Genomic DNA, 26,934 nt, shown 5'->3' with positions numbered 1-26,934 from the left:
CATTATTAGGTAATGTCTCCCAACAGTCGGGATATATGTTTATTTATGACAGTAAAGTCATTGATAATGATGCTGTCGTGAAGATAAAGGGAGGAGAACGGTCTATTCGCCAAGCAGTGTATGATATAGTAGGAGATACCGGTTTGGAGTTTCAGGTGATTGGTACTCATATTCTGATTACTCTCCCTTCGGAGAAAAAGATTCGTATACAACAGGATTCCATTCCGAAGCAGCCTATGAATTTTTCCATTACCGGCACTTTGTTGGATAAGGAGACAGGTGTGCCCATCTCTTCAGCTACTGTTGGAGTGCGGGGGACATCTATCGGCAGCATAACAAATCAGAATGGAGATTTTAAACTGTCCTTACCCGATTCTTTAAAAAACGATTCGATTACCTTTTCTCATATAGGCTATCTTTCACAAGATATAGAGTTTGCTTTGTTGATTGGACGGCACAATATACTTAGTCTCGAACCTAAAGTGGTTCCTTTGCAGGAAGTAGTGATTCGTCGAAGTGAACCAAAGAAACTTTTGCGGGAAATGATTGAACGGAGGGAACAGAACTATTCGCATACTCCCGTGTATCTGACTACCTTTTATCGTGAAGGAGTTCAGTTGAAAAACAAATTTCAAAACTTGTCGGAAGCAGTGTTCAAGGTTTATAAGACATCCTCACATTCAGCAGTGCCAGATCAAGTGAAGCTGTTGAAAATGAGTCAGCTAAGTAATGTGGAAGCGAAAGATAGCTTATTGGTAAAAGTGAAGTCGGGAATCCAGGCTTGTATCCAGATGGATATTATAAAAGATATGCCCGAATTCCTGATTCCCAATATAGAGAATAGCATTTATACCTATACTTCGGAGGGCGTGACATTTTTAGAAGACCGGTTTGTAAATGTGGTGCATTTTGAACAGAAAAAAGGAATCAGTGAACCTCTTTTTTGCGGAGAACTATTCCTTGATTCTGAAACGAGCGCCTTATTGCAAGCCCGTCTGGAAGTTCATCCTGTATATGTGAAAAATGCGGCGGGTATGTTCGTCGAAAGGCGCGCACGCAACATACGCATGATTCCTCAAGAAGTGGTATATACCATTTCTTATAAACCGTGGCAAGGAACTTATTACATACATCATATCCGGGGCGATCTTCATTTCAAAGTGAAACGTACAAAAATGCTGTTTGGCAGTCGTGATCTTCATATCTGGTTTGAGATGATTACTTGCAAGGTGGAAACCGGACAGGTAGTCGCGTTTCCCCGTACAGAAAGATTGCCTACTCGTACAATCTTCTCCGACACATATTTCAAATACGATGAGAACTTTTGGAAAGACTTCAATGTGATCCCATTGGAAGAAGAAATCAGCAAACTAATAGAAAAAATCTCTTTGAAGATAGAAGAAATAGGAGATTGATTTATTTTGCCATTCAACAGGATTGCTGTACCTTTGCACCCGGTTTAAAAGATTGTATGTTATGGAATTACCGAAAGATCCGATGATGTTGTTCAGCGTCATCAATATGAAGTTGCGCGATTGCTATTCTTCACTTGACGAACTTTGTGAAGATATGAATGTGAACAAGGATGAATTAGTGAATCAGTTGAAAGCCGCAGGCTTTGAATATAGTGCGGAACACAATAAGTTCTGGTAATTATCTTCTTGTTTACAGTTTATAAATAGTAAAAAACATAGTGACGCTATCCGGCAAAGATAGTGACGGTATGAGACAATGATGCCGTCACTATCCCAAGCATATAGCGTCACTATAATTTTCTACCTTCATCAAAACGTCATCAGGAATCATGCGTTTATTCCTATCGTATATACCAACAATGATTTCCGCCAGTTCTCCCTCTCTTGTTAATAAAAGCAAAATACCAAATCCCATATTTAACTTCGGCAATTTTCCGCGTTCTAACTAATAAAGTTCAGAAAAAGAATTGATGATAAACGAGAATAAAATTCGTGAAGCTTGTGCCTCGAATCGCGAACGGGGATTCAAGATGCTGATGGACTCTTTTCAGGTGCCGATATATAATTATATCCGTAGACTGGTTGTATCTCATGAAGATGCGGAAGATGTGCTTCAGGAAGTCTTTATCCGGGTATTCCGGCATATCGATCAGTTTCGCGAAGAAAGTTCATTGTCAACCTGGATTTACCGGATTGCGACGAATGAGAGTTTACGCTTGCTCAACGGACGTAAAGATGAAGGAGTTGTTTCCGCGGAAGATGTTCAGGAAGAGTTGATGGGCAAGTTGAAGGCTTCCGATTACATTGATTATGAGAATGAGTTGGCAGTAAAGTTTCAGGAAGCTATTTTAAGTCTGCCGGAAAAGCAACGGCTGGTATTCAACTTGCGTTATTACGATGAACTTGAATATGAAGAGATTGCCCGTGTACTGGATAGTAAAGTGGATACACTAAAAGTGAATTACCACTATGCGAAAGAGAAGATAAAGGAATATATATTAAACAGATAGAACGATGAAAAAGGATTTTGATTTTGATGATATTGGAAAACGTACACCTTACCGTACCCCCGATGGATTCTTCGAGGACGTGCAACGAAAGGTGATGGAACGTGCCGGAGTGAAGCAACAGCGGAAGTCTCATACGAAGCTGATTATTTCTACGGTGATTACCATAGCAGCCGTATGGGTCGGATTTCTGTTTGTTCCGTTTTTGCGACAGGCAGATGAGGTGACAACATCTTCTTCGAAAGTATTAGCCAATGGTACGGAACCGGTAGATAAATGGATTAAAGAACTATCAGATGAGGAGTTGGAAGAGCTCGTCAGCTTCTCTGAAAATGATATATTTTTGAATTAAGTAACTCAATTAATTATTTTAAACGTGAAGATTATGAAGACTAAATTTATTTATGTAATTATGGCCGTTCTCCTGATGGGAAGCCAGATGACTTTGTCTGCACAGAATACGGATAACAAACAAAAAAAACAGCGTCCTACACCAGAACAAATGGTGCAGATGCAGACTAAACAAATAGTAAATACATTGATGTTGGATGATGCAACGGCAGCTAAGTTTACTCCGGTATACGAGAAGTATCTGAAAGAATTGCGTGAATGTCGTATGATGACTCATAAGGCGAGAACAGAGAAAACTAAAGCACAAGGCACAGACGCTAATGCTAAGAAAGAACGTCCGTCCATGACTGACGACGAGATTGCAACCATGTTGCGAAACCAGTTTACTCAAAGTCGTAAAATGCTGGATGTTCGTGAAAAGTATTACAATGAATTCAGCAAGATACTTTCGCAGAAGCAGATTCTGAAAATTTATCAGCAGGAAAAGATGAATGCTAATAAATTCAGAAAAGAATTTGACCGCAGAAAAGGTCAGAAACCGGGACAGGGACACCACCAAGGACAAAGACCTCGTGCTCCGCGTCAAGACCAGAAATAAAGATTAGGTTTATTTTATTATAGTTTTATTTTACTAAATCAACACAATTTGAACATAGGCAGCCATATTTATTCTTTTCAGTACCGTTTGATTACTTGTTATGTCTTGTTACTGATTAGTTTGACTGTTTTTGCTCAGTCCGGCAAAGAGCGTTTTTCCGGTCGTGTGATTGATACTGAAACCAATCAGCCGGTACCGTTTGCTACGGTCCGGCTTTTGGCTTTACCGGATAGTACCTTACTGGCGGGTGGGGCAACAGATGCACAAGGCAAATTTCAGTTAGCCGTCGTTATTTCTAAAAGTAAATCCATTCTGTTACATATTTCTTATATCGGATATACCCCTGTTTTTCGGACTATATCAGCTTCAACAGATAACAAAACACCGATTTTAGGCGATATTTCTTTGACTCCGGAGAGCATTTCATTAACAGAAACCGTTGTTGTGGGACAAGCACCGATGGTTGTGACCGAAGGAGATACTACTGTCTTTAATGCTTCGGCCTATCGTACTCCTGAAGGCTCTATGCTGGAAGAATTGGTGAAACAACTTCCCGGTGGCGAAATAGACGAGGATGGCAAACTGTTGATTCATGGAAAGGAAGTGAAAAAGATTCTGGTGGATGGGAAGGAGTTCTTTTCCGACGACCCGAAGGCAGCACTTAAAAATCTCCCTGTAGAGATGATAGAGAAACTGAAAGCTTACGAACGCCAGTCCGATCTTGCTCGTCTTACTGGTATTGATGATGGCGAAGAGGAAATGATTCTCGACCTGTCGGTCAAGAAAAATATGAAACGGGGTTGGATGGAGAATTTCATGGGCGGATATGGAAGCAAAGACCGTTATGAACTAGCTAATACTTTAAATCGTTTCCGGAGTAACTCTCAATTGACGGTTATCGGGAATCTGAATAATACAAACAATCAGGGCTTTTCGGAGATGCAAGGAGAATCTGCTAGTTCCTCCGGTAATCTTCGCACTCAAAAAGGGCTGACCACTTCCCGTTCTTTGGGAGTGAACGTCACTTATGACTGGCAGCGTGTCAAACTCCGGTCGAACATTCAATATGTGGGAACAGACCGGCTGGAGGATAGTCGTACTACAGTTGATAATTATCTTCGTAAAGACAAATCTATTACTGAAAGTACCGGACACAATCGCCAGGGAAATGATAATCTCGTAGCAAATGCTTTTTTAGAATGGAAAATGGACTCCGTTACAACATTGATTTTCCGTCCTCAATATCGTACGGCTGTTAATGACAGAGGTAGTAGTGGCTTCCAGCAAGGGTGGGGCAATGACATATTGTTGAATGAAAGGAAATCATCCGGAACCACTCATAGCTCTTCTTATAACATGACCATGATGCTTCAGCTTAGCCGGAAACTTAGCCGGATGGGAAGAAACATCGCTTTGAAGGTTGATTATGGAACAAATGCTTCTTCAACCGATAGAACGAATCTTTCTACTACGCATTACTTTAAGAATAACACGAAGAATGTTAAGAATCAGAGGATTGAAGATAAGGTGGACGGCTATAACTACCGACTACAACTGGTGTACGTGGAACCCTTGCCCTGGCTTCATTTTCTTCAGTTTCGTTACAGTTATCAGCATCGGATTAACAATTCCGACCGGTTTGTTTATAACTGGGATAAGAAGGCGGAAGATTTTGCTCCTGATTATGACGAAGACGCAAGTAACTGTTTTGAGAATCAGTACAGCAATCACCTGTTTAATCTTGCTATCCGCACTTCCCGGAAGAAATACAACTATAATATAGGTGCTGACTTTGAACCCCAAAAGTCTGTCAGCCATTCTCTTTTAGAGAAAAAAGAATCGTTGGAAGAACCATTGGAAAAATCAGTCTTTAATGTTTCTCCTACCGTCAATTTCCGCTATAAGTTCTCCAAGCGTACCCGTTTGCAGATTGTATATCGGGGGAAAAGTCGCCAGCCCAATATACGCGATCTTCAACCGATAACAGACCGCACCAATCCGTTAAATATCAAGGTTGGTAATCCTTCATTGAAACCTTCCTATACGAATACGTTTACGCTGAACTTCAATTCATATAATGCCAAGCATCAACGGAATATGGTTGCTGCTGTTTTGGCAGAGAACACCATTAATAGTGTTACCAATCAGGTGACTTATGACAGTGAATCCGGCGTGCGGACCACCACTCCCCTTAATATGAACGGAAACTGGCGTATTATGGGTTCTTTTTCTCTTAATACTCCTTTCAAGAACCGGAATTGGAGGTTCCGTACTTATTCATATTTGCAATACAGAAATCAGAACGGCTATAGCACAATAAACAAAGAAGCTCCTGTGAAAAGCACTGTGAAACATTTGACAGCCCGCCAACGCTTGCAATTAACTTACCGGACAAAAAAAATGGAAATCAGTGCCCGTGCGGAGTTACTTTATAATAATTCCCATAATAATGTAAAAGAGACACGTACGGAGACTTATGATTATCGTTTCGGAACAGAAATACAGTATTATTTTCCGTGGAACATAGAACTGTTCAGTGATCTTACGTATTTTCAACGTTCCGGTTATGGTTATAGTGGCTATGCTCGCGAAAACCTGATGTGGAACTGTCAGTTGTCGAAAGCTTTCCTAAAGCGGAAACAAATCCTTCTCCGCTTCAAAATATACGATATTCTTCGTCAGGACGTTTCAATGATGCGCACAATTACTGCTACTGCCATTCGCGACACAGATTATAATGCACTGGGTTCATACTTTATGGTACACGCTATCCTTCGTCTGAATATGATGGGGCACTGATTTCATCTTCCACAAATGAACTCGGAGTACAACCATAATATTTCTTGAATGCTGTACTGAAATATTTAGCATTCGGATAACCTGTCAGATAAGCAATCTCTCCAATACTGTATTTGTGTTCACGCAAAAGCGTGGCAGCACGTTTCATCTTAATATCACGGATAAACTCCTGTGGATTTTGTCCTGTCAGAGACTTTATTTTTTTGAAAAACACAGACCGGCTCATAGCCATCTCCATAGCTAATGTATCAATAGAAAAGTCTTCATTCATCATCTTTTCTTCAATGTATTCCACTACCTGTTCCATAAATTGTTTATCCAGTTCGTTTACAAGCAGCGACTCATCATTGAAAGCAGACTTGTCGATATATTTCTTTCTGTATAAGCTACGGTTATTGATTATAGAAGCAATTTTACTTTTCAATACCGCGGGATCGAATGGTTTTGTGATATAATCGTCGGCTCCTGCATTCAGCCCCTTGATGATGTCTTCGCGTTCGGCGAGTGACGTCAATAGAATCAATGGGATATGGCAGGTTTCAATATTCGATTTAAGTTGTTTGCAGAGTTCAGTTCCCGAAAGGAGTGGCATCATTACGTCCGAGATGATAAAATCGGGATTTTCCTTGCGTACAACTTCCAAAGCCGCTTGTCCGTCTGCACTTTCTACAATAGAATAATCCTGTTTCAGATAACGGGCGAGGTATTCCCGTAATTCTTCGTTGTCTTCTACTAGCAAGATCTTGATTTTCCCCGCTTCATCTGGTTGTTTCTCTTGTTGTACTTCTTTTTTCGGGTGAAAGTCTTTCTGTATAAGTTCCGTTTTGTTGTAGTCACTCTGTGATACAGGAAGCTGGATGCGGAAAGTCGTTCCGACTCCTTCCGTACTGGAAAAGTCGATGCTGCCTTTATGCAATAACGTCATTTTCTTGGTAAGCAAGAGCCCGATGCCACTGCCGGTTTCTTTGGAGTTGGCAGCGTTCTCGGCACGGTAGAAACGATTGAACAATTTCTTTTGCGCCTGGGTAGATATACCTATTCCGTCATCTACTACTTCAAGTACTAATTTCCCATCAGTGAGTGAGCATTTCACCCATACATTTCCGTGCTGGCACGTATATTTGATTGAGTTAGAAATCAGGTTATCCAAAATAAGAGATACTTTCCGGCGATCGATAAAAATAGGATGTTCTCCTTCAGGGGAGATTTGTGTGTGCAGGCTGATTCCTTTTTCACGTGCAAGCGGTTCGAAGTTGCCTACCGCGCTGCCGATGAAAGCGGACATTTCTGTTTCTTCCACTTGCAGCGTCATCGCTTCGCGTTCTATCTTCTGGAAATCCAACAGTTGAGTTACCATATTCAATAGCTTCTCCGTGTTGCGTTGTGCCAGGGTAAGAGCGGAGTGTCCGTTATCTGTCAAAGGTTCATTCTCAATTTCATTCAAAGGAGCCTTAATGAGTGTCAACGGTGTGCGTATATCATGAGCTATATTGATAAAGAAACGAATCTTTTGATCTGAATCCCGTGCATCCATGCGATCTTTATATGCTTTAATCAGGAAATAGACTAATAGTGCGGTAAGTAAAAGATATAACACCCATGCAAACGGGGTATTCCACCACGGATGAGCAATAGTGATGTGAATACTTCTCTCTTGATAATTCTTTTCATCGCCTCCGCTAAATACTTTGACACGGAACGTATAATTGCCCGGGGGGATATTCGTATATACGGCATGATGATGGTCGGTTGGTAAACTCCATGCATGGTCGAAGCCTTCCAAATACCAACTATATAGATTCTTGGATACATTCAAGTATCCTAAATTCAGGAAGCGGAAAGAAAAGGAATGTTGTCCGTGAGTCAGGGCAATCTGTTCGGTGCGGTCAATCACAGTATGCAGGGGAGAATCTTTTGTATCGGGGCGAACCGGCACATTGAACAGAGCGAATTCTTCAAAACGGAGATTGAAAGAAGTCTCATCCTTTTGGGCAAATTCATCAGGGTTCAGTTCAAAAGCTCCTTCGGGAGTTCCCCATACGATATGGTTATTGCGGAACTGTGAAAAGGAACGGAAGTTGAGGATATTGTCGGGCAGTCCGTCCGCTTCATAAAACACATCGATCCGTCCATGTTTGGGATGCAGGCAGTTCAAACCGTTTTCTGTGCTGACCCAGATGCGTCCCTGTCCATCATATTGTATTCCACAAATATTGTTGGAAGATAAACCGTCCGCTTGTGTGTATTGTTTTGTTGTTCCGTCAGTCAACTGATAACAGAGCACTCCCTTTCCTTCTGTCCCAATCCAAAGTTGCTGTGGGGTGGAAGGGGGAATACAGAGGCTTTGAGTAATAAATTGCATATTCTTCTCTTTTTCTCCGACGGGCAGGTAATCACCTTTTTCTGTTTGGATATTGAAGATAATCACTCCTTTGGTAGAAGCAACGAATAGTGTATCTTTTCCGTAAGCAAGAAGTTGGTTAATGCCTTTGATAGGATAATAATCCACCTTGTGAGTGGCAGGATTATATCTCATCAGTTCGTTGATGATTCCACCTAACCAAATGTTGCCTTCCTGATCCTGCGTAATGGCATAAATATAATTCTTGGTTGATTTGCTTCCTTCCTTTTTGGGAAGATCGATGATGTGAATCCGGTCGTTACGGTCGATATTGATTACGTCACTGGCATAGCCTCCTGCCCATACGTTCCCTTCTTTATCCTGACAAAGTGAGAGAATGACGGCATTATCTTTCTGGTCATTCTGAAAAAAATGACGCCATTGACCATCTGTTTGATCATATCGGCTGATACCTTGGTTGGTTCCTATCCATAAGCGGTTGCGGTCGTCCTCCAGTAAACAGTTTACATGATTGTTGGCTAGTGATTGGGAGTTGTTTTCTATGTGGTGATAAGTGGTGCTTACCAGTCGGTTTTTATTGTACACAAATACTCCGGCTGTATGTGTGCATACCCAGATAGAGTTTTTATTATCTAAGATATGATAGATCGTATTTGCCTTCAGGTACTTGTATCCGGTGGCATTGTGAGAATATTCTGTTTCACGTTCCCCGGTAAATCTGTTGTATTCATAAATTCCAGCCCCGTCTACTCCTGCCCAGATACGGTCTGTTCCTACGGAGGTGATGCTTCGTACCGGAACAGCTTGGTGAACAGCCTTGTCTGCAATCAGTTCTTTCTGTGGTTTGTTATAGATATAAATGCCGTGGGAAAAAGTACCAATCCATAGATGATGAGTCAATGAGTCGTGATACAATGATTGTATCCGTTTATCGTTGAGTGCGGAAAGATATTTCTCCCTTCTGGGTAGATAACTTTCATCCTCCTGTTCGACAAGGTGGAAAACCCCTTTGGAGGTTCCTGCCCAACCATGTTTTTCTTTTTCGAAAAGCAGGCAGTGAACAGCCACTTTCTGTTTGATGGATTGCAAGGTGGAATCGTTTGTATTGAATCTGTATAAATGTTCAGTAGTACCAATCCATAAATGTCCTGTCGGGTCGAAGGTAATTGCATTAATAGCTTCACGTTGCGTGAGATTGACATTGTTCACTTGGTGAAAAGAGTCCGTTTCATAGGAGAACTTATAGATATTTGCTTCACTAAAAGCATAAATTTCTTTTTGATCGTTGATTAGGATGCCTCTGGGATGCTCTGTTACCTCATTTTCAGCAGATATTGATAAAGTATAATGCACAAAAAACTCTCCATTGTATCTGTCAATCCCAGACCGGGTAGCAAACCATATATACCCGTTGTCATCCAAAATAGATTCTTGCACACGACGGTTGCTCAAACCGTTGTCTGTCGATATTTCTTTAAACGGCAGTGCATTGATTGTATCCGGCATTAGTATGAGTGCCAAAAACAGTAGTAGTAGCGTCTGTCTCATGGTTTCAAAATTGGTTTTTGTAGTTATCACTTTCAGACAAAGATAGCGAATTTAAGCATAGTAGGAATACCTCCTGTATAGATAAACCGGAAATGAAACCTATTTTATCGGATATGAAACCTTCCGGTTTGTCCAAATGCCTATCTTTGCCTTACACTTTTCATTTAATACTATTTAATAACAGTAGCACATGGATACTAATTATAAGATGATTTCCAGTTTGTTATTAGCAGGAGTATCTACCTGTGGAATTGCCCGGCAACCCATGCAAAACCCGATGGAGCCGGTGAAGGAAAGGCCCAATATTCTTGTCATTGTTTGTGAGGATATCAGTCCGTACCTGGGATGTTACGGAGATAAAGTGGCAGTAACCCCCAATCTCGATTCTTTTGCGGCTCAAGCCATCTTGCATACTGATATGTATACATGCGTGGGAGTATCTTCTCCCAGCCGTTATTCATTAATAACCGGACGGTATGCTTCGGCAGATGGGGCGAATTATATGCGTTCCAATTATTTTAATAAAGAGTTCGGAGTTGTTCCGCCTGCAGGAGTAAAATGTTATACCGAATTTTTGAGGCAACAAGGATATTATTGTACGAACAATGCAAAAACCGATTATCAGTTCACTTCACCTGTATCTGCCTGGGACGAGCAAGGAGGAAAGGCACATTGGAAGAAGGCGCCTGCCGACCGGCCATTCTTTTCTATCTTTAATTTGAATGTCACACATGAGTCTTTTATATGGAAAAATACAGATTTATCTTTGGCGGTTTCACCGGATGATGTTATTTTGCCTCCCTATTACCCCGACACTAAAATAGTGCGTCATGATCATGCTGTTCTTTACTCTAATATAAAAAAGATGGATGAACAATTCCGAAGACTCTTGGAGGAACTGGAGGCAAGCGAGCGTGCAAAAAACACCATTGTCTTATTCTATTCGGACAATGGAGGTCCTTTGCCACGTGCTAAACGTGAGATTATGGATTCGGGGACTCATGTTCCTTTTATGATTCGTTTCCCGGACAGGAGAGGGGCAGGTACACAGAATACATCTCTGAATATGTTCGTAGATATTCCTCCGACGATATTATCACTTGCAGGAATAGTTCCTCCGTCATATATGCATGGACAAGCGATGTATGGCCCCTATAAAGCGACCGAAAAAAGAAAATATGTGTTTGGCGCAACCGATCGCTTTGATGAACAGATAGAAAAACGTGCGTCCATTCGTTCGGAACGTTATCTTTATATACGGAATTATATGTCTCAACAGTCGGTTTACCGTCCTGTGAAGTTCCGTTTGGATATGCCGATGATGCAGGAGATGTTACGGCTCCATGAGGAGGGAAAATTAGATACTGTTCAAGAACGTTGGTTCATGTCACCGGCTTTTGAAGAAGAATTATATGATTGTACCGCAGATCCGCATCAGATTCATAATCTGTGTAATGACGCTGGTTATCAAAAGGTATTGAAACAGATGCGCGCTGCCTATCAGAAAGAATGGATAAAGCCGTTCAATATTGATTGGGAGCAGAGAACGGAAGAATATTTCGTGAATAAAATGTGGCCGGAAGGAACGAAACCTTGTTGTGAACGCCCTCATTTGAGAACAGAAAATGGGAAAGTATATGTAGAGAATGATTTGAGTATTTATTCAGCTATTTACCGGATAAAGAATAAAGAAGGTAACTGGCATTTGTATACAAGTCCGGTTTCTCTGAAAGCAGGAGAATGTATTGTCTTGAAGCTGGAACGGATTGGTTATAAGGACTCCGAATCGGTAGAGTTTCAATTTATGTAAAGTGAAACAATGAGCTGATAATTTTAAAATAAGTATGTGATAAAGACTCGAATTGTTAGAAATGAAAAATAATCGGAAACCATTAATTGACTACAAATAACTTATGAAACGAACTTTGAAATTCGTAGCAGCAAGCACTGTGATACCTTTCGCGTGCGTGCAGGCTCAAAATACAATGCAGCATCCTAATGTCTTAATGCTTGTGGTGGATGATTGGGGGGCTCACGACCTTTCTCTTACCGGTTCTAAACTGTATGAAACAAAGAATATCGATCACCTGGCACAGGAATCCACCAACTTCTCGCAGGCATACGTGGCCTATCCACGAAGTGTGCCGTCACGCTATTCGCTCATAACCGGTCGGCATTGTGCCCGTCCGCAGACAGGAGCCAAAACCGATGACCGTAAAGTAGATGCCGACAGCTATTGTATAGCTATGCCTTTTAAGGAAGCCGGATATAGCACTTGTATTATAGGCAAATGGCATCTAAGTGACGGTAAAACGATGCCCGAAGACAAAGGTTTTGATTTAAATATCGGTGCAGGAAAAGCTGGTTCTACAGGAACATATTTTGCTCCTTTCAACAAACCGGGAACTTCCAACCCGGATAAACTGATTTATGGTATGGAAGATGCTCAACCGGGTGAATACCTAACGGATTATATGACCCGTAAAATGGTGGATTATCTCAAAACACCACGGTCACAGCCGTTCTTCGCAATATGTAGTTTTTATGCCGTTCATACCCCTTTGGAGGCAAAGCAAGGGATGATAAACCGCTATGAAACGAAGATTGAGAAATTGGGATTGGGAGAAGATCCTATGAAAAAGGAAGAAGCGGGTGACTGCAAGACCCAGCAGGATCATCCTGTCTATGCAGCAATGATTGAATCTGTAGATGAGGGAATAGGAAAGATGATCGAAGCGTTGAAAACCACCGGACAGTATGACCATACAATCATCGTACTCATCTCCGACCACGGCGGACTATCAAACCGGGGAAACAAACGTGAATTGGCTACTACCAATGCGCCTCTGAAGGCTGGTAAAGGGCATCTTTACGAAGGAGGCTTACGTGTCCCAATGCTTGTTCATCTTCCGGGACAGAAGGAAAACAAAACATGTGACTTGCCCGTAATGAGCTTCGACTTACTTCCCACGCTGGCCGATCTTTGCAATGCGCCCGTAGACGGGAAAGCCGAACTTGACGGAATGAGTTTAAAACCAGCCTTGACTGGAAAGAATCCACCCGTATTGGCTGCCCGTGACCTTTTTTGGCATAAAGCTTCGCAGCGTCCCACTTCAACAGGTGATTATGTTTCGACCGCTATCCGTAGCGGGCGATATAAACTACTCGACTTCTATCAGCAGAACCGCATTGAGCTTTATGACTTGCAATCTGATCCCGGAGAAAACCATAACCTGGCCATCGAGCAACCGGAAATCACCCGTCAGTTGATGCAAAAGCTGAATGACTGGCGGAAAGAAATGAATGTGAAAATGGCCGACCCTAAGACAATGAACCATAATGATAATAAACTGAATCCTGGAGATAATGCGAATGGAGATAAGAAATACGGAAAGAAAAAACAAACTCTGAAATAATAAATGCCTTATGAAACTATTAACAAAAATAACTCTCGGAGCTTTTGCACTCCCGGCAATGCAGGTTGCAGCACAAACAACCAAGCCCAATATCATTCTGATAATGACCGATCAGCAATCTTATAATGCCATTAGTGCACACGCTGACATGTATGGCGGTTCTTATTTTTCCACTCCTAATATAGACCGCCTGGCCAAAGAAGGGCTTTCGTTTACTCGTACTTATTGTGCTAATCCTGTATCCGTCCCCTCACGTTTTGCTCTTTTCACCGGAATGTTCGGCGGACAATATGGTATTCGTGAGAATCAGTGTGTGGAGGCCGACGAAACCGAAGTCCGTGCGATGCTTGCTCAAAATGGAATGGGAGCAGTATTCAATCGTGGCGGATATGAAACCTATTACGGTGGAAAAGTACATTTGCCTTTCTCCGCCAAAGAGGGCAAGTCTAAATTTGCAGCCCCGGCAGGGTATGGTTTTGAAACTTACTTTACCGATGACGAACGTGACGGCTTGGGAGTGGCTGCCGGCAAACTGATTGAAGAAAAGGCGACACAACCACAAACAGCCGGAAGTAAACCGTTCCTGCTGGTTGCCTCTTTTCTTAATCCTCATGATATCTGCTTGGAATCATCGACCAATCTTTCTTCCGAAGTAATCGGTAAAAAAGAAGGTAAGAAAAGCCTGATAACCCAATGTGTCCGTCAGATGCGTGCCCGTGCTGCCGCAATCGATTCGGTAGAGTTTTACCGTGAACATGCTCCCGAACTTCCTTTTAATTTTGCAAAGACCGACGGTTTTCCAGATATGAAGAAAAGTCCTTATAAAGACTTCCCTGATTGGTATTGGCGCAAATATCGCTGGACTTATGGGCAATTGGTTTCTTTAGTGGATAGCCATATCGGTCATATTTTAGACGCTCTCGATCGGCATCCCGAATTGAAACACAATACGATCATTGTTTTCACCTCCGATCATGGAGAAATGCAAGGTGCCCACCACACTGTAACCAAGAATCTACCTTATGACGAATGTCAACGGGTACCATTCATCTTCTGTGGCCGTGGTATAGCGCATGGTGAACGTGACAATTCACTGGTATGCAACGGAACCGACTTACTTCCTACCATCTGCCAGTTGGCTGGCATACCTCTTCCCGCTAAAACCGACGGTCTTTCATTGGCCGATCGTGTGTTGGGACGTGGTAAAGCTCCCCAGCGCAAAGCTTTATATACAGAAGGAGACGGTTTTCTGAATGTCATTAGCGGTACAAACAAATATACCCTGTTTGACGGCAAAAACAGCGGGGAAATGTACGTTGATTTAAAGTCGGATAATGGTGAACTAAAAAATATCATTTCCGGCAATGACGCAAAAGCGCAAACGCTGAAAAGCTTTATCCCGCTCGAAAAACAAAAACCACTTCCGGCAAAAGTAAAGAAGGAGAAAGTGGAAAAAACAGAGAAGAGGGCTGAAAAGAAAACCAGCAAAGGACAACGGAAAGGGTATTGATACGGATGTGTCATGGAGATACGGTTAGATCAGTTCTGTTTCATTAATAACAAACTTCCTTTCCATTACTGGTAAACTTCTATTTGATTAATAGATAACTTGCTTTGGCTTACTGATAAACTATAAACGCAACTTTTGTTTTTATAAATGAAGCTTGCAATTATAAAAACAAAGCTTGCATTTTTATAAACGCAAGTTGCGTTTATAGATTACAATTAGAGAAAAGGAACTTTGCAACAGGTAGGCAACAAGTTTATACTAAGGAGCGAACAACTTATCTATTAATAGATTAGATGAAGAATAAGATAGAATGACCGGATATCAAACCTTATAAAACGGAAAAATAACCTCTTGATACGCTGATAGGCTTACTTTTGCCCTATCATTTTTAATGTAATGCTTATGAAAAAACTAATTCCTGTAATTTATTTGTTGTGCATCCATTGGATCTCTTGTGCACAGGAGATTCCTCAAAAAGTCCCTATTCCGGAAAGTGAATTGATGAGGCTTCCCATCAAAGAAATCGTTACCAATTATTATAATGGTAATTTCTATATCGGAACCGCCAATCATGGAAAACTGATAGATGAACTTTCCGGCCGGATAGCCGCCCGTGAGTTTGATTATATGACTCCGGCGAATGACTTTAAGCAGAGTTATATTCATCCTACTTATGATTCCTGGCGGTGGGAATTGCCGGATAACTGGATTACCTATGCCAAAGATAAAAAAATACGGCTTCGTCTACATAGCCCTATCAGTCCGCAATGCTCGAAGTGGGTGAAGGAAGACAATCGTACTCCGGAAGAACTGACCCGTATGTTGGAAGAATATATGACACAGCTATGTATCCGATATGCTAACCAACCGAATGTACAATGGATAGATGTAGTGAATGAAACGATTGCGAAAGAAAACGTGAAAGATCCGGTATTCGGCGACCAAAAACGGGGAGAATGGTTTGGCGCCCGCCAAGGAACATCCCTTTGGGAGAATCCCTGGACAATTATCGGTTTCGATGAAGAAAGTGAAATCCATACTCCTCTTTATATTAATAAGGCATTCGAGATAGCCACTCAATATGCGCCTTCAGGGGTGAAACTAATCATTAACCAACACGGAAACTTTGAAGAAGTAGTGTGGGAGCGTATGAAAAAGCTAGTCAGTTATCTTCGCGAGAAAGGTTACCGGGTGGACGGACTGGGTTGGCAGGCACATATTGATACCGGCTGGGAGAAAATACCCGGCAATGTGGAACGACTGGACAAATTTATTTCCTGGTGTCATCAACATTCGCTGGAGTTTCATATTACAGAAATGAACGTATGGATGAAAGACGGTGATACAACACGCGAACCCGAACAGGCAGAAACGTATGGGAAAGTGACATCTACCTTGCTGAAACACGTACATGAAGGAGTAGTCGGTATCAGCTTTTGGAATGTACGTGATGAAGATACACCCAATGAAAAATGGATGGGCTGCCTATGGGATAATGCAGGACGAGCCCGTCCCGGATACGAGCGTATCAAACAAGAACTTATAAATCATATCACACAATAAATCTGAAAACTTATGAAAACAAAATTTTTGCTCTTGATTGTCTTACTTCTGCAAACAGCTCTGGCTTTGGCTATCAAAGTGGAGGGTACAGTGCTGGACGAAATGAAGCAACCCGTCATTGGTGCAACAGTTCAAGTGAAAGGTGCTGCCAGTGGGACTATTACAGACTTGAACGGGAAATTCACCTTGAAAGTTGACCGTGTGAAAGAAGATATACTTGTCGTTTCTTATGTAGGCTATAAAACCAAGCATGTAGCTTTAAAGGGACGTTCTATATTAACTATTGAACTGGAACCGGAAGTTACGGAACTGAATGAAGTAATCGTAGTGGGCTACGGTTCGATGCGTAAAAGTGACCTGACAGGTTCGGTCACTTCCGTAAAGGCCAGCGCTGAAGAAGCTGCCCGTGCCACTTCATTCGACAAAATGCTTCAGGGAAAAGCTGCTGGTGTAATGGTTTCTACCGGCAGTGCCGCTCCAGGCGGTTCGGTAAGTGTACGTATTCGTGGAACCAGTTCTTTGCGTGGTAACAATTCTCCACTGTATGTAGTGGATGGAAATATAATCTCCGATTTGGGAGATACGGCTGATCCGATGTCTGCCGGTACCGGAGGAGGTAATTCGCGTGCGGATGCACAAAATCCGTTAGCAGCTATCAGTCCGCAGGATATTGAAAATATCGAGATTCTTAAAGATGCTTCTGCTACGGCTATCTACGGTTCGCAGGGAGCCAACGGTGTGGTGCTTATCACTACCAAACAGGGAAAAACAGGGAAACCGAGCGTAACTGTAAGTGCCAATGTTACTTTCTCTACATTAGCGCGTGAAATTCCAATGTTGGGCACTAAAGACTATATTGATTTCCGTAATGCCAAAGAATTCATAGGCGAAGACGGCACTCCGATGACGATGGACGGTATACTCCCGATCAATTGGCAGAAAGAGGCTACCCGCACGGCTGTTTCGCAGAATTATCGTGCCAGCGTCAGTGGAAAGAGTCAGAAAACGACTTATTATCTCGCTCTCGGTTATTCTGACCAGCAAGGAGTCATTCGTAAAACCGGAGTTGACAAGTACGACATCCGCCTCAATCTCGACCAGGAGATTAATGACCGTATCAGCCTGAAGACTACTTCTGCATTTAGTTCTATCAACACATCAATGACTTCGGGTACGGACAAGCTCGCAAACACACGTACAAGTATTGTTCGCCACATGATTTCATTCAAACCTTATAAAGGAGTCTCTTCCGGTGATGACTATGCCAATTACGATGAAGACCTGACCTCTCCCGAAGCATGGTTTACTGATTATGACGATGATAGTAAGGAGAATACATTTAATACGAACGTCTCATTGGATGTGAAAACATTCAAATGGTTAACGTTCAGAGTGAAAGGCGGATTGGTGTATCGGAATAAGGAACGTGCCATGTGGTTCGGCAAATTGACTTCCAATGGCTCGCAAACAAATGGAAAAGCCGGTATTGCCGGATTGACAACCTATTCGTATAACACCGAAGCACTGATGATGTTTAATCATTCCTTTACAAAGAAGCATAATTTGAATGGAACGCTAGGAGTAGTCTATAATAATAAGCAAGTGAAACAAACCAGCGTGACGGGGGAGGACTTTTTTACTGAAGACCTTCGTGCTGACGGAATTTCACAGGCTGCGAGACAATACCCTTATCAGTTGACGAAAACAGGTGAACAACTCTTTTCGGTTTTGGCGCGTGGTGTGTACAATTATGCCAATCGTTATGTCGCAACCGCTACTTTCCGTGCCGACGGCTCCAGTAAGTTCGATAAGAAAAACCGCTTCTCCTATTTTCCTTCTTTTGCATTGGCATGGCGAATCAATCAGGAAGAGTGGATGAAGGAGTTCGATAAAGTATCTAATCTGAAGTTACGTTTGGGTTGGGGACAGGTGGGCAATCAGGCCATCTCTCCTTATCAAACTTTGGCAAGCTATGACAGCAACAGTTCTGCGAAACCTGATGGAAGCTTGGAACCCGGCATTGTTCCTTCACGTATTCCAAATGCGGATTTGAAGTGGGAAACCTCCGAGCAATATAATGTAGGAGTCGACCTTGGCTTGTTCAATCAACGTCTGACGTTTACAGCGGACGCTTATATTAAAAAGACAAAAGATTTGCTTCAGCAGATAGCCTTGCCTTATGCCAGTGGTTACAACTCCATGTGGATCAACAATGGAAAGATCGAAAATAAGGGACTTGAATTTGCGATAGAAGGAACTCCCGTTGCTACTAAATCATGGAACTGGACAATCGGAGGAAATATAGCTTTTGTAAAGAATACGATTAAGGAACTGGGAATGTCACCTGCCGATTTCGGCGTATTAAAGAATATGCGTGGTTACTGGGGCGAAAATGTAGGGAATAATACATATACCAAATTCCCGGCAAACGTATTTCTGGTAGGAAAGTCTATTGGCCTGTTTATGGGGTATCAGACTGCCGGCATTATGCAGGAAGAAGAATATAACAGTGCGGAGAATCAGCAGCATCCGCTCACGATGAAAGGTACGGAAATGCTTCCCGGTGATGTGCGGTATGTTGATCAAAACGGCGACCGTGTGATTGATGATAAAGATCGGGTGATAATCGGTAATCCCAATCCGGACTTTACGTATGCATTGAATACGACTCTGAATTATAAACAATGGACCTTGGATATGGCATTCAACGGAGTGGTAGGCAATGATATCATCAACGCCAATCTGATAGACGAAACGGATGTAAAGAATGCTAATAAGAATGTACGGAAAGATGCTTTCTTTCAGGCATGGACTGCCGAAAATAAGAGCCATACATATCCCCGTCTCGGATATGAACCGAAAGGTGTGTTGAGCGACCGCTACATCGAGAGTGGATCTTATCTGAAGTTATCCCACATCTCATTAAGCTATCTGCTTAAATTGAAGAAAGTGAAAGCAATACAGAGCCTTACTTTCAACTTTACGGCTTCCAATGTATTCACGATTACCTCATACAGTGGTTATGATCCGGATGTGAATACATTTGCCAATGATGCAGACCGTATTGGTATTGACTTGACTTCCTATCCGTCTGCCCGTAATTTCACTTTTGGTGTGATAGCTAATTTCTAAATGTATATCTTAAAAAGTAGTATAAGATGAAAACACTTAAATATATTCTTTTGTCATGCGTGGTGCTCGGTGCAGTAGCATGTGATGATTTTCTGGTGGAAACACCGGATACATCCGTCGAAAAATCAGGTGTCTACAATTCGTTGAGTTCAGCAAAGGCCGCTCTTGCCGGGTGTTATGGAAATATGGCGGGGTATAACGGTTATGCATTCAACTATTTTCACGTGTTGAGTGTCACTTCCGGTATGGGAGTCAGCATCAAGGCGAATGACGTAAATCTGACCACCATGAACATTCTTCCTTCGGACGTAAATATGACCAATGCTTATAATGGAATGTATGAAACCGTCCGTATAGCTAATGATATTATTGATGGAATGAAATCCAGTACAATCAGCATTGAATCGGAAAAGAACCGGATTGCAGGAGAGGCACATTTTATTCGTGGACTTACTTATTTCAATCTCGTACGTCTTTTTGGTAAAGTGTCTCTTGTGACGCAACCTGTACTTGATTATAATGAAGCACAGGCTCCTCGTGCCGATGTTTCCGCAGTATATACTCTGATTATTGATGACTTGAAAGCTGCGTATGGGATGTTGCCTTTACCGGCGGATAAGGTAGAAGGACATCCGCACAGATATGCTGCACAGGCTTTATTGGCCAAAGTCTATCTGACGCTGGCGGGCAATACAGAAGGCTCGGAATACTGGCAAAAGGCTTATGACGCTGCCAAAGATGTGTACGATCATGGAGAGTACAAACTGGTTCGTCCGTATGCAAAACTCTTTGGCAGTGCCAACAAGAACAATGCGGAGTCTATTTTTGAAATTCAGTTTGCTTCGGCTGTCAATAGCGGACGCCTGACGGAGACCACTTTCCCTGTCGGTCACGAATTAATGAGCAACATAGCAACTGAAGGAAAAAGCTGGGGAAAGACGCGCCCTTCGCAGCGTGCTTTCGACCAGTTTGACGAAGGTGACCCACGCAGAGAAGCTAGTTTTGTGTACGGCCGTTATACCAATATCTTCGTGGCGGAAGCTAATAAGAAAAATATCCTGCTTTACCCCACGACAAAAAAGCGGGAACAAGTGGTACAGGGAATAATAAACTGGTCTATAAACAGGGTGACTCGGAATATCCGGCATGGAAGAAGTATTACGACCCTATGATGACTGCTTCTGCTTCTAATGCAAACTTTGTATATTACCGTTATGCGGATTTGTTGATGGTACTGGCCGAAGCTGCCAATGAAATAGGTTCGTCTGATGCTGCCGATTATTTGAATGAGGTGCTCGAACGTGCACGTGATGCGGATGGTAATGGCGTAATTGATCCTGCAACGGAAGTCTATCCGCTTGCCGTATCTCCCGGGGAAAAAGCTGACAAGGCTTTGTTTCGTGAACGAATCTTCCGTGAGCGTTTGAAAGAATTGACCGGAGAGTGTGATGAATGGTACACGATCCGTCGCCGCGGAACGGAATATTTAAGAAAAATAATGGAAGAACATAATACACAAGTGGAAGCGTGGTATGCAGCACAGAAGCTAGATCCTGCCAATGTGAAGTTTGTATATACGTATAAGATTACAGATGAAACAGTGAAGAAGAATCTACTGATGCCATTCCCCGCAGATGAGATTATTCGTAATGAGAATATTAGCCAGGAAGAACAAAACTACGGATACTAAAATTAAAAACGATGAATATCAATAGGTTTAGTTTATTTATAGTCCCTTCTTTACTGTGTGGGCATGCAAATGTAGTGCATGCCCAGGCAGAGAAGGGCGAACAGAAGAAAAATGTACTGTTTCTGATTATGGACGACATGCGTACGGAACTCAACTGTTACGGTGCAAAGTACATGAAAACACCTAATATGGATGCTTTGGCATCCCAGGGAGTGATGTTTGAAAACGCATATTGTAATGTACCTGTTTCCGGTGCGTCACGTGCTTCGCTTTTTTCCGGCTTACGTCCAGGGCAGACTCGCTTTTGGGATGTAAATGCCGAAATCGACAGAGAAGCTCCCGGTACAGTGACTCTGCCGCAGTATTTTAGGGAAAACGGATATGTCACGATTTCCAATAGTAAGGTAATACATGGCAAGAATGATGCGAAAGAGCGTTCCTGGACGGAAGTCTGGATGCCGGAAGGCAAATCGGAAACATGGAGGGATTATTTGGGAGATGAGAACCTGTCAGTAGAAAAGCAGAGAGGTGGTCCCGAACCTTTTGAATGTCTGGATGTGGCGGACAACGCTTATTTTGATGGAAAGACTGCGGATAAAACGATGGAAGATTTGCGTCGGTTGAAGAAGAGTGGCCAACCTTTTTTCCTGGCTGTTGGTATTCTGAAACCTCATCTACCTTTCAATGCGCCTAAGAAGTATTGGGATTTGTATGACCCGAAGCAGATTCGTGTTCCCGAAACTTTTGATTTCAATCGGGAGGGATTCCCGGATATGGCTTTTCATGCTTACAATGAGATACGTTATTATAAAAACATTCCCGCTAAGAGTGATATTCCGAAGGAGGAAGCGTTGAAGCTGATTCGTGGATATCGTGCCTGTGTCAGCTATGCGGATGCGCAGGTGGGTAAGATAATGGCAGAACTGAAAAAGTTGGGATTGGACAAAAATACAGTTGTCGTTTTGTTGGGCGATCATGGCTGGAGTTTGGGCGATCATAATCAGTGGTGTAAACATTCAAACTTCAATATTGTGAATAATGCTCCTTTAATTATCAAAGTGCCGGGTAATCAAAAGAAAGGGGCGGAACCTAAAGTGGTTGAGTTCGTCGATGTGTATCCCACTCTTTGTGAAGCGGTCGGATTGCCTGTTCCTCATCATACGGAAGGAGAAAGCATGATGAAGTTGATGACTGGCGAGGATAAATCATGGAAGGATTGTGCTATTATCAAATGGCATAGCGGGGTGACTTATTTCGACCGTGATTATGGCTATACTCAATGGAATGACAAAGCGGGGAATTTCCAGGGGCACATGCTGTTCCTGTATCGCAACGACCATTTGGAAACGAAGAATGTGGCGGATGCACCGGAGAATAAGGAAATCGTCGCACATCTTCAAAAAGAAATAGGGGCACGCCGGGGAAAAGACTTCATGAAACAGGTGCCGAAAGCGGATAAGCCTGAAAGGAAAGGTGTACAGGCACACAAGAGAAAGTGATGACATTCTTATAATTAGTAAAATAATAAATACAATGAGAAATAAACAGTTATTGTCTCTGCTGGGGTGTAGCTTGGCTGCTTTGCCTTCTATGGTCGTAGCCCAGCAGAAGGTGGATAAACGTCCTAATATTCTTTTTATTCTGTCGGATGACCATGCACGTACGGCAGTCAGTGCTTATGGTGGGATTAACGCAAAACTGGCGCCGACTCCTAACATTGACGCGATTGGACAGAATGGTGCGATTATGGAGAATATGCTTTGCACCAATTCTATTTCCGGTCCAAGCCGTGCCTGCTTATTGACGGGAAAGTATAGCACCACTCATGGCTTTTATCAGAATGAGGGAGGAATCGTTTTTGATAATACACAGCAACAGTATCAAAAGATATTGAGAGAGAATGGATATACGACAGCTTTGTTTGGTAAATGGCATTTGTTCTCTGACCCTGCCGGATTCGATTATTACAAAATTCATGCTAATCCAAGTCAGCAGGGCACGTATTGGGATCCTGTTTACAGTACAAACGGAAAGAAGAAAAAAGAAAAGGGTTATGCTACCCGGCTAACCACCAATTATGCACTGGAATGGTTGGAAAGCCAGCGTGACAAAGATAAACCGTTTTGTATGATGCTGCATTACAAAGCTCCGCATCGTCCATGGGAACCTGATTCCTGTTATCTCGATTTATTCAAAGATGTGGAGTTTCCATATCCTGCAACTTTCGACGATGATTACCGTACCCGCGAAAAGACCATTGGCGAGTCAATGGCTACCATTGAAAACCACTTGTCGAGAGGGGATTTGAAACAGATTCCTCCTACAGGACTTTCGCAGAAAGAAAAGAATAAATGGCTGTGGTGGGGAGGTTCCGGCAAGAATCAGTATTGGACACCGGATGCAAACCTGAAAGGGGAAGATTTAAAGAAATGGAAGTTTCAGACTTATTTGAAGAATTATCTGCGAGTGGTGCGTTCGGTGGACGATCAGGTAGGGCGTGTAGTGGAATATCTGAAGAAAAATGGACTTTACGAGAACACGATAATTGTTTATATGGGCGATCAGGGTTTCTTCCTGGGAGAGCATGGCTTGTATGATAAACGCTGGATGTATGAAGAGTCTTTGCAGATGCCGTGCCTTATCAGCTATCCGGGGCATATCCCGGAAGGACAGCGCTTGAAGAATCTTACTTTAAATGTGGATATTGCTCCTACATTGCTCAATTATGCTGGTGTGAAGATTCCTTCTGATATGCAAGGTGTCAGTATGAAAGGATTACTGGAAGGTGATAAATCGGTGGAAAAGAACTGGCGCAAGTCTGCTTATTACCAGTATTTTGAGTATCCGAAGTGGCATAATGTGCAGCCACACTATGGAGTCCGTACAGACCGCTATAAATTGATTCATTTCTATTATAATATCGACCAATGGGAATTTTATGATATGCAGGCGGATCCGAACGAGCTTACCAATCAGTATGATAATCCGGCGTATGCCAAGATTATCAGAGAACTTAAAAAAGAGATCGTAAAATTGCAGAAGGAGTATAACGATACGATGTCTTTGGAAGAAAGAAGAAAACTGACAGATAAATATATGCTTAAATATGAGGAATAAACTGACAATGAAAGTTTGGATGATGATGGCAATGCTTACGTTTACATTGCTTGGTAAGGCACAGCAACCAATATATAAGGAGCCCGGCCAACCTGTTGAACGACGGGTGACGGACCTGATGGGGCGTATGACTTTAGAGGAGAAAGTTGCACAGATGTGCCAGTATGTCGGCCCCGGACATATTCGTGAAACACAAAAACGTTTTAAGGGGCAGAAGATAGCAAAAGGAGATGATGCTAATGGATTTTATCCGAATCTTTCGGTCAATCAGTTGTTGGAACTGACGGAAAAAGGATTGGTAGGGTCTTTCCTGCATGTAGTGACGGCTAAAGAAAGTAATGATTTGCAGAAGCTGGCTATGAAAAGTCGTTTGCAGATACCTTTACTTATTGGCATTGATGCCATACATGGCAATGCTTTAGTCAGTGGGGCTACTGTATATCCCACGCCTATCGGTCAGGCTGCCAGCTTTCATCCGGAGCTGGTAGAACGAATCAGCCGTGAAGCGGCATTGGAAGTCCGTGCAACAGGAGCTCATTGGACATTTACTCCGAATATTGATGTAGCGCGTGATGCCCGTTGGGGGCGTGTAGGTGAAACTTTTGGAGAAGACCCGTATCTGGTGACCCGCATGGGTGTGGCTACCATCAAGGGATTTCAGGGGAAAGACTGTCAAGGAACGGAAGTGGCTTTGGCTTGTGCCAAGCATCTTATTGCAGGTAGCGAACCTTCGAACGGAACAAATGCGGCTCCGATGGATGTATCGGAACGTACATTGCGTGAGGTGTATCTTCCACCATATAAAGCTGCGATTGAGGAAGCGAATGTTTTTACGCTGATGGCTGCTCACAACGAACTGAATGGGATCCCTTGTCATGCGGATCGGTGGATGATGACGGATATAATGCGTGGGGAGTATGGATTTAACGGGTTTATTGTAAGTGACTGGATGGACGTGGATAGAATCCATGACCTACATCATGCGGCGCCTACTTTAAAGGATGCCTTTTATGAAACGATCGATGCAGGATTGGATATGCGTATGCACGGACCTGATTTTTTGGAGAAGGTTGTAGAATTAGTAAAAGAAGGAAGGCTCTCTGAAGCGCAGATTGATCGCGCCTGTTCTAAAATCCTCGAAGCAAAGTTCCGTCTCGGATTGTTCGAAAATCCTTTTGTCAGTTTGGAGAAGACCGCTCAAACTCTATCTAATGAGGAACACCTGCAGAGTGCTCTTGAAATGGCGGAGGAATCTATCGTTTTGTTGAAGAACGAAAATGATTTGTTGCCACTTGATTTCTCTGACTATAAGAATATTTTAGTGACAGGGCCGAATGCGAATAATCATACTATTTTAGGAGATTGGACACTTCAACAACCGGATGCTAATGTAGTGACTATTTTGGATGGTATCAGGGAAATTGCTGGTAGTGCAAAAGTGAATTATTACAATTATGGTGATGATGTCCGCCAAAATTCCATGGATAAAGTGAACGAGGTGGCTGCAATAGCAAAGAAGTCGGATTTGGCTATTGTAGTGGTAGGGGAGAATCCGTTACGTTATCAGAAAAGCAAGACTTGTGGCGAGAATATTGATCGTATGGGACTTGATTTATTGGGTACACAGAATCAATTGGTGCAAAAGATACACGAAACCGGTGTGCCAACAATCGTTGTCTTGGTTGGCGGACGTCCGTTAAGTGTGAATTGGATTGCACAAAATGTGCAGGCGTTGGTTCAAGCATGGGAACCGGGGTCTTTAGGAGGGCGTGCTTTAGCCAATATCCTGGCCGGGAAGGTGAATCCGTCGGCAAAACTTCCTATTAGTATTCCCCGTCACAGTGGACAGATTCAGATGATTTATAATCATAAACCGTCGCAGTATTTTCATAAGTATATTGACGGACCCAGCACTCCTCTTTATCCGTTTGGCTTCGGTTTGTCTTATACACAATTTGATTATTCCGGCTTGAAGCTTTCTCATGCCAGGATTTTAGCTATGGATTCATTTACTGCAAGTCTTGAACTGACGAATGTAGGAAACCGTGAAGGTACTGAAGTTGTGCAACTTTATATTCGTGATGTCTATAGTTCCGCTACTCGTCCGGTGAAGGAATTGAAGGATTTTGCCCGGGTTACTTTAAAACCGGGGGAAAAGAAAACGGTTACTTTTACAGTTACTCCCGATAAATTGGCTTACTGGAATCGAAATATGCAGTATGGAGTAGAGAAAGGGGAATTTGAAATTATGATTGGCTCTTCTTCGCAAGATAAAGACTTGAAGAAAGTAAAGATTGAGGTTATTTAAAAGTTTGCTTATCTGAAATTTATTGTAAATTCAGAAACTTCGACGGGGTTTTCATTGT

Annotated in this window: 17 protein-coding genes; 16 read left to right on the top strand and 1 reads right to left on the bottom strand. The window is 42.5% G+C overall.

Translation table 11 applies throughout. The annotated features are described in order from the left end of the window. The 6 genes from ACT8YW_RS09990 to ACT8YW_RS09965 all read left to right on the top strand — a co-directional run. Window positions 1-1,415: carboxypeptidase-like regulatory domain-containing protein (locus ACT8YW_RS09990; protein ID WP_444104817.1), on the top strand; the 1,415-nt coding region annotated here is incomplete at its 5' end. A gap of 61 nt (window positions 1,416-1,476) precedes the next feature. After that, on the top strand, window positions 1,477-1,653 hold the full coding sequence (locus ACT8YW_RS09985; RefSeq protein WP_004316890.1) for a DUF4250 domain-containing protein: 177 nt from the start codon (window positions 1,477-1,479) through the stop codon (window positions 1,651-1,653). 292 nt (window positions 1,654-1,945) lie between these two features. Then, the gene (locus tag ACT8YW_RS09980; protein ID WP_004302175.1) at window positions 1,946-2,485 is read left to right on the top strand and encodes an RNA polymerase sigma factor; all 540 of its coding nucleotides are present in this window, start codon (window positions 1,946-1,948) and stop codon (window positions 2,483-2,485) included. A 4-nt stretch (window positions 2,486-2,489) separates the two neighbouring features. After that, window positions 2,490-2,834 carry a hypothetical protein gene (locus ACT8YW_RS09975; protein ID WP_444104816.1) on the top strand — a complete coding sequence of 115 codons (345 nt, stop codon included), beginning with the start codon at window positions 2,490-2,492 and terminating at the stop codon, window positions 2,832-2,834. A 33-nt stretch (window positions 2,835-2,867) separates the two neighbouring features. Then, a complete protein-coding gene (locus ACT8YW_RS09970; RefSeq protein WP_444104815.1) occupies window positions 2,868-3,431 on the top strand; it encodes a hypothetical protein in 564 nt (187 codons plus the stop codon). Window positions 3,432-3,479: 48 nt separating this feature from the next. Further along, on the top strand, window positions 3,480-6,230 hold the full coding sequence (locus ACT8YW_RS09965) for a TonB-dependent receptor (RefSeq protein WP_444104814.1): 2,751 nt from the start codon (window positions 3,480-3,482) through the stop codon (window positions 6,228-6,230). Here the strand turns inward: ACT8YW_RS09965 and ACT8YW_RS09960 are convergent. Next, complete coding sequence (locus ACT8YW_RS09960) at window positions 6,199-10,140, bottom strand: hybrid sensor histidine kinase/response regulator transcription factor (protein ID WP_444104813.1); 3,942 nt, start codon at window positions 10,138-10,140, stop codon at window positions 6,199-6,201. The genes ACT8YW_RS09965 and ACT8YW_RS09960 overlap by 32 nt on opposite strands. 190 nt (window positions 10,141-10,330) lie before the next feature. On the opposite strand from ACT8YW_RS09960, the gene ACT8YW_RS09955 reads away from it, so the two are divergent. The 10 genes from ACT8YW_RS09955 (at window position 10,331) to ACT8YW_RS09910 (ending at window position 26,876) form a co-directional block, all read left to right on the top strand. Beyond that, window positions 10,331-11,950, top strand: a complete 1,620-nt coding sequence (locus ACT8YW_RS09955) for a sulfatase family protein (RefSeq protein WP_444104812.1) — start codon at window positions 10,331-10,333, stop codon at window positions 11,948-11,950. A 103-nt stretch (window positions 11,951-12,053) separates the two neighbouring features. Continuing rightward, a complete protein-coding gene (locus tag ACT8YW_RS09950) occupies window positions 12,054-13,556 on the top strand; it encodes a sulfatase (RefSeq protein ID WP_444104811.1) in 1,503 nt (500 codons plus the stop codon). 10 nt (window positions 13,557-13,566) lie between these two features. Continuing rightward, window positions 13,567-15,066: a sulfatase family protein gene (locus ACT8YW_RS09945; protein ID WP_444104810.1), complete on the top strand. Its 1,500-nt coding sequence runs from the start codon at window positions 13,567-13,569 to the stop codon at window positions 15,064-15,066. A 402-nt stretch (window positions 15,067-15,468) separates the two neighbouring features. Next, entirely contained in the window at window positions 15,469-16,629 is a 1,161-nt protein-coding gene (locus ACT8YW_RS09940; RefSeq protein ID WP_182429333.1) for an endo-1,4-beta-xylanase, read from the top strand. A gap of 12 nt (window positions 16,630-16,641) precedes the next feature. Further along, entirely contained in the window at window positions 16,642-19,761 is a 3,120-nt protein-coding gene (locus ACT8YW_RS09935) for a SusC/RagA family TonB-linked outer membrane protein (RefSeq protein ID WP_444104809.1), read from the top strand. A gap of 26 nt (window positions 19,762-19,787) precedes the next feature. Next, on the top strand, window positions 19,788-20,933 hold the full coding sequence (locus tag ACT8YW_RS09930) for a RagB/SusD family nutrient uptake outer membrane protein (RefSeq protein ID WP_444104808.1): 1,146 nt from the start codon (window positions 19,788-19,790) through the stop codon (window positions 20,931-20,933). Then, window positions 20,930-21,451, top strand: coding sequence for a RagB/SusD family nutrient uptake outer membrane protein (locus tag ACT8YW_RS09925; RefSeq protein ID WP_444104807.1), 522 nt, complete (start codon window positions 20,930-20,932; stop codon window positions 21,449-21,451). Before ACT8YW_RS09930 ends, ACT8YW_RS09925 begins: the two co-directional genes overlap by 4 nt. Before the next feature lie 11 nt (window positions 21,452-21,462). Beyond that, window positions 21,463-22,950, top strand: coding sequence for a sulfatase (locus tag ACT8YW_RS09920; RefSeq protein WP_444104806.1), 1,488 nt, complete (start codon window positions 21,463-21,465; stop codon window positions 22,948-22,950). A gap of 34 nt (window positions 22,951-22,984) precedes the next feature. Then, window positions 22,985-24,568, top strand: a complete 1,584-nt coding sequence (locus ACT8YW_RS09915) for a sulfatase family protein (RefSeq protein WP_211420654.1) — start codon at window positions 22,985-22,987, stop codon at window positions 24,566-24,568. After that, entirely contained in the window at window positions 24,558-26,876 is a 2,319-nt protein-coding gene (locus ACT8YW_RS09910; protein ID WP_444104805.1) for a glycoside hydrolase family 3 N-terminal domain-containing protein, read from the top strand. The genes ACT8YW_RS09915 and ACT8YW_RS09910 overlap by 11 nt, the downstream gene beginning before the upstream one ends. The last annotated feature ends 58 nt before the right edge of the window (window positions 26,877-26,934 follow it).

This window comes from Bacteroides sp. (genome assembly GCF_052357945.1).
Taxonomy (GTDB): domain Bacteria; phylum Bacteroidota; class Bacteroidia; order Bacteroidales; family Bacteroidaceae; genus Bacteroides.
This window is presented reverse-complemented; position numbering and strand designations above follow the sequence as displayed.